The sequence below is a fragment of the Rhizobium leguminosarum genome (assembly GCF_019798305.1).
GTDB classification, from domain to species: domain Bacteria; phylum Pseudomonadota; class Alphaproteobacteria; order Rhizobiales; family Rhizobiaceae; genus Rhizobium; species Rhizobium leguminosarum_U.
Map to the genome: position 1 here is coordinate 1 of NZ_JAAXDD010000034.1, position 4,785 is coordinate 4,785.

Annotated in this window: 6 protein-coding genes and 2 pseudogenes; 4 read left to right on the forward strand and 4 right to left on the reverse strand. The window is 56.6% G+C overall.

Annotated elements, in window-relative coordinates; translation table 11 throughout:
- Positions 1 to 76: pseudogene (locus HFO99_RS32840) on the forward strand (IS6 family transposase); the annotation flags it as partial.
- Positions 77 to 128: 52 nt separating this feature from the next.
- On the opposite strand, the pseudogene HFO99_RS32845 reads toward HFO99_RS32840, so the two are convergent.
- The 4 genes and pseudogenes from HFO99_RS32845 to HFO99_RS32865 form a co-directional block, all read right to left on the reverse strand.
- Positions 129 to 681, reverse strand: a pseudogene (locus tag HFO99_RS32845) (IS66 family transposase zinc-finger binding domain-containing protein); the annotation flags it as partial.
- Positions 682 to 752: 71 nt separating this feature from the next.
- Entirely contained in the window at positions 753 to 1,538 is a 786-nt protein-coding gene (gene tnpB, locus HFO99_RS34035; RefSeq protein ID WP_409994953.1) for an IS66 family insertion sequence element accessory protein TnpB, read from the reverse strand.
- A 243-nt stretch (positions 1,539 to 1,781) separates the two neighbouring features.
- The gene (locus tag HFO99_RS32860) at positions 1,782 to 2,066 is read right to left on the reverse strand and encodes a hypothetical protein (protein ID WP_222034463.1); all 285 of its coding nucleotides are present in this window, start codon (positions 2,064 to 2,066) and stop codon (positions 1,782 to 1,784) included.
- A 1-nt stretch (position 2,067) separates the two neighbouring features.
- On the reverse strand, positions 2,068 to 2,355 hold the full coding sequence (locus tag HFO99_RS32865) for a hypothetical protein (RefSeq protein ID WP_077988115.1): 288 nt from the start codon (positions 2,353 to 2,355) through the stop codon (positions 2,068 to 2,070).
- 541 nt (positions 2,356 to 2,896) lie between these two features.
- Between HFO99_RS32865 and HFO99_RS32870 the strand changes: the two genes are divergently transcribed.
- The 3 genes from HFO99_RS32870 to HFO99_RS32880 form a co-directional block, all read left to right on the forward strand.
- Complete coding sequence (locus HFO99_RS32870; protein WP_222277302.1) at positions 2,897 to 3,487, forward strand: ComF family protein; 591 nt, start codon at positions 2,897 to 2,899, stop codon at positions 3,485 to 3,487.
- Positions 3,484 to 4,362 carry an addiction module antidote protein gene (locus HFO99_RS32875; RefSeq protein WP_077988112.1) on the forward strand — a complete coding sequence of 293 codons (879 nt, stop codon included), beginning with the start codon at positions 3,484 to 3,486 and terminating at the stop codon, positions 4,360 to 4,362. The genes HFO99_RS32870 and HFO99_RS32875 overlap by 4 nt, the downstream gene beginning before the upstream one ends.
- Before the next feature lie 43 nt (positions 4,363 to 4,405).
- A partial coding sequence (locus tag HFO99_RS32880) for an IS6 family transposase (RefSeq protein WP_222365718.1) occupies positions 4,406 to 4,785 on the forward strand: 380 nt, incomplete at its 3' end.

The following is a 4,785-nucleotide window of genomic DNA, read 5'->3' on the forward strand; positions in this document are numbered from 1 at the left end:
CTCAGCCCTAGCCACCCATATTCATCGGATCCGCGCCATGGCGCAGTGGAAGGCCGTGACCGCTGCAATTGCCTGAGTTTACCGCCAAGCGACTTTTCGGCCGTTGATCAAACAACGTGACATCGCCCGTCGGCGTACTTGGAGACGAGAACCTGGGCGACGGTTGCCTCGGTCGGAATGCCGCCCTCGATCAGCCGGGGGGGCCGGAGCCTGAACGATGACATCTTCGCAGGCCCGGCAGCCGTACTTCGGGCGGCGAACGACCAGTACCCGGAATTGGGCCGGAACGATGTCGAGCTTCTCGCTGACGTCTTCGCCTATCCGATGCAAATTATGTCGACAGCCTGGGCAGGCATGGTCATCGATATCAACCAGCATCTCAATACGTGGCAGATGGGCTGGCAACGAACCCCGGTTTGTTCGCCGTTTGGCAACGCGTGCCTGGCGCAGAGAGGCCGATATTTCTTCCTTCGCTTCAAGCCTATCCGCCTCGACTTGTTCGGCTTCCTCCAAGCCCAGGAGAAGCTGATCCTCGGGAAGCGCTTCCGCGCGTCGGCCGAAGCGATGGCGCTGCAATTCCTTGATGATCTGACGTAGGCGGGCATTCTCTGCCTCGCGCGAAAGCACCATCGCTTTCAGCGCGTTTAAATCATCTGGAAGCTCGTCCGCCCTTATCGTCATGGAGCAAGAACAGCATATTTTTCGTCCCAGAACGAGGCGTCAGATAGCGATGATTCAATTGGTCGCGGCCCTTACCCGGCCTGAACGGGCGTGCGCGTTTCGCTCGGCGCATACACGCGTTTCCAGTCCAGTCCCTCGAACAAGGCGGAGAACTGGGCGGACGTCAGATGCATCGCGCCGTCCTGCATTCGGGGCCAATGGAACTCGCCATCCTCAAGCCGCTTGGCGACCAGACATACGCCGCTGCCATCCCAGAAGATCAGTTTGATACGGTCGGTTCGCTTGGCCCGGAACACATAGATCGTACCGGAGAACGGATCGGCCCTCATCTCGGCTTTCACCAATGCGGCCAATCCTTCCGCACCTTTGCGGAAGTCGACAGGCTTGGTGACGATCATCACTTTTACCGCGCCGGACGGGCCAATCACAATGATGCCTTCAAGGCCTGAATGACCGGCTGCAATCGTCGCGGCATCTGTGCCAGATGCGATCCTGAGTATCGCACCGTCGATCTCTAACTCGATGGCGACTGTTGGAGGTATATTCTTCGCTATCGTCTTTCGCCGTCGCGAATGCATCTTTGCCGGAGTGTCGATCACCGCCGGTACGAACATCGGCGGTGACGTTGGCTCGGATTCGCTCCGCGACTGCCGCCGCCAGGTGAATAACTGACCAGGCGACAAGCCATGCCGTCGCGCAACTGCACTGACCGACATCTCACCGCTATGGCTCTCGGCCACAATCTGAAGCTTTTCCTCGTCGCTCCAGTCGCGACGGCGGCCTGCTCCAGTGAAAACCTCAAACCGCTGCACCGTCTCATCCGTCTTGGTGCTAGGCGTAAACCCTGTAATCGTCATATGTCGAAGCCCTGTTCGGGCATAACATCAACAATCGAACGCCGATCCGGAAGGTGGGACTAAAACAGCGCTTACGATGGAGCATCCTTGTCTTCCGAATCAAAGGATGCGCTATGGGCCCAGCGTGCGGCCTCTTGCGGCATGGGAAAATAGCCGACGGGCGGCCGGATACAGGTCAAAAAAATAGCGGCCGGAATTGCTGGTCCCGTCCACTATGTTTTTGTTTGCTGAATGTTGCTGGCGTCAGAACTTGGGGGCAGGGGCCTCGATCTCGGGCGGAATGTCGCCTTTGTTCTCGACGGTATGGCCTGCGCGTTCCAAGGCATCGACTACGGCCAGGATCGCGGATCGGTCCTCGATCTCAAACTTTGCGCCTTCGAAAACGAAATTAAGACCGGGAGTAGAGCGAAAGAGGGGGAGAATGTCTTTCTGAATTACGCCCACGTCGCGCAGGGGAATACTGCGATCAAGGCCAAACCTGAAGGCCGTCGTTGGCTCGTCGAGCCAGGTGAGAATTACGTTCGTCATGTCATGCTGCCTTTCGCTCGATGTAGCCCGGAACGTCGCCTGTATGTTTGATCTCGAATCCGATTGCTACCAGTTTTGGGAGAACCTGGATTGCGGAGAGGGCAGGGTAGGACCACGCAATCCACTCGTCCCGGTGCTGGCGCGGCAGAAAGCCGCCTGCAGCAAGGGTCAAGGAAACGATCTGATGTTCTACCGAATCAAGTCCCTGGGCCAGCTCGACGCGGAAAGCGACGGCCTCACCCTTGCCAAAGCCTGACAGGTTCCAATGCAAGGTAATAGCCTTCTTCATCGCTGAACTCCTTACGCTGCGATCTTGAGATTATTCCCGATCCTCTTTATCCGCACCATGGGCGCGGCGATCTCGGGCAGGTGATCGGTCCACACTGGTAGGGAACCGCAAGGCCTTCGGAAATCAGGATTTGGCCCACGTCTCGGCCGTTGATCGTAAGGACACCACAGGACCGGCCATAGTTGCACTGCGGCGTTCCTTCCGTGCCTGGACGGCAAGAGCATTGAATCTTGCTGACGTGCGTCCTGCCGGTGGCGACAAGCTCCTGCAGGCGTGCTTTCGCCCGGTTACCAAGGATCGCCTCGCGGTCGCACTGTGGCTTGATGATAGCGATAAAGGCTATTGCTCCCGCCGCCCGTATATAGGTTTCCTGGTAAGCGCTCTTATCGGACATCGCCATCAGCTCTGCTTCGCAATCAATTTTCGCACGCAAATTCAGAGTTCTTGTCACGGGATCAAGCCAGCCGGCTCAGCGATCAGCCATAAAGCCCCTTGCTGCGATGTAACCCATAGGCTACATATATGCAAGCGGGAGACAAAGATGGCGGTCGAGATCCACTGGCAACAGGTAAACGGTAATTGGCAGTCTGGGGTAGCACTCGATCTCCATACGACAAGCAGCACGCCCATTGGCTATAACGAAGCCGGCCACATGCAATTTGACACCGTCAGGCCGCCGATCGCGGATCTTCTCTATCAGTTGAAGTACAAGAACAACCAGGGGGCAGCGCTGGGTATCATCGAAGCCGCCACCGCCTTCATCCAGCCTCACCGCGCAAAATTTGACATTCTTATCCCCGCGCCTCCGTCAACCGCCCGCGCTATCCAGCCGGTGTACGTTCTGGCGGACGGGATTGGCGCAAGCGTCCAGATCCCCGTCGTAAAATGCGTCGGCACGACTCGCCCGACTGCTCAGCTGAAAAACGAGAATGATCCGGCAAAGCGCAGGGAACTTGCGTCCTGTCTTTATGCTGTTGATCCCCAGCATACAGCTGGGAAGAACATCCTTCTCTTCGACGATGTTTTCCGATCCGGCACCACGCTAAACGAGATCACCAAAGTTTTGCTCGAACAAGGGCAGGCGTCGAGCGTACGCGTTCTCACAATAACCAAGACACGGAGCAACCAATGAACACCGTTTTCATCGGCGGCTCGCGACATATTTCGCGGCTGCCTGCTCAGGCGAAAGAGCGTTTGAACAACATTATTGAGAATGGACATGAAGTCGTTGTTGGCGACGCCAACGGTGCGGATAAAGCTGTCCAGAAGCACTTTTTGGACGCAGCCTATGAAAAGGTGACCGTATTTTGCTCCGGTGACAAACCTCGCAATAATCTCGGTGAATGGCGAACGCAAAATATCACGCCGCCTAAACATGTGAAGGGCTTCCAGTTTTATGCTGCGAAGGACCGCGAGATGGCTCGAGAGGCTGATTTCGGGTTCATGATCTGGGACGGAAAGAGCCCGGGCACAGTCCTGAACGTCCTGCGGTTAATTAGGGCTGGGAAAAAAGCCGTCCTTTTGAACGTACCTGAGGAATCACCGGTAACGTTTAAAACCCGGGAACAGTGGAGCGAGTTCTTAGCCAGATGTAGCGCCGATTTGCGCGAAAATTTGCGCGACCGCGCGACACCTGATGAGTGGGAAACTGATGAACCCAGTGCTCAAGCCGATCTACTGGAAACGTCTCGAGGCGTTCAGAACGTAAAGACGTCGCCCGCTACACAACCTCCATCCGCGGCCGATCTGGCTGCCAACGTGAATGCTGCCCTGGCATCTGGCGATCCCTCATCATTCATCGACGCTTTGGGTCATCTTGCCCGTGCGAAAAAAGGCGGGATGACGCAGATAGCGAAGGAGACCGGCTTAGCTAGAGAAAGCCTTTACAGGGCGCTCGGCAAAGATGGCAATCCGGAGCTGGTGACAATACTCAAGGTGATTTCGGCCCTGGGCCTTACGCTGGAAGCGAAGATGCAGGTCAAAGCTGGAACTTCGATAAGTTTGTAGGGTATTGTCACGTTAACTGGGTTGCGGTTGCCTGCCTGACGGGTTGGGCGCAGATTTCGGCGATGCAGACACGAGATTCAACTTCAAGCGTCACCGTTTTCCGCCACGGATCGTTTCTCACGCGGTCTGGCATTATTTGCGGTTCAACCTTAGTCTGCGTGAAGTTGAGGAAATGCTGCTCGAGCGTGTAATCGACGTGTCATACGAGACAGTCCGCCGCTGGATCGCCAAGTTCGGACCCCAGATCGCACGCAACTTGCGGCGGCGGCAGGCGAGCCCCGGCAATATTTGGTATCTGGACGAAGTCGTCGTGAAATGCGCTGGAGAGAAATCCTGGCTCTGGCGTGCGGTCGATCAACATGGCACCGTTCTCGAAGAGATATTGCAGAAGCGGCGTGATAAAAGGGCAGCGAAGCGCGTGCT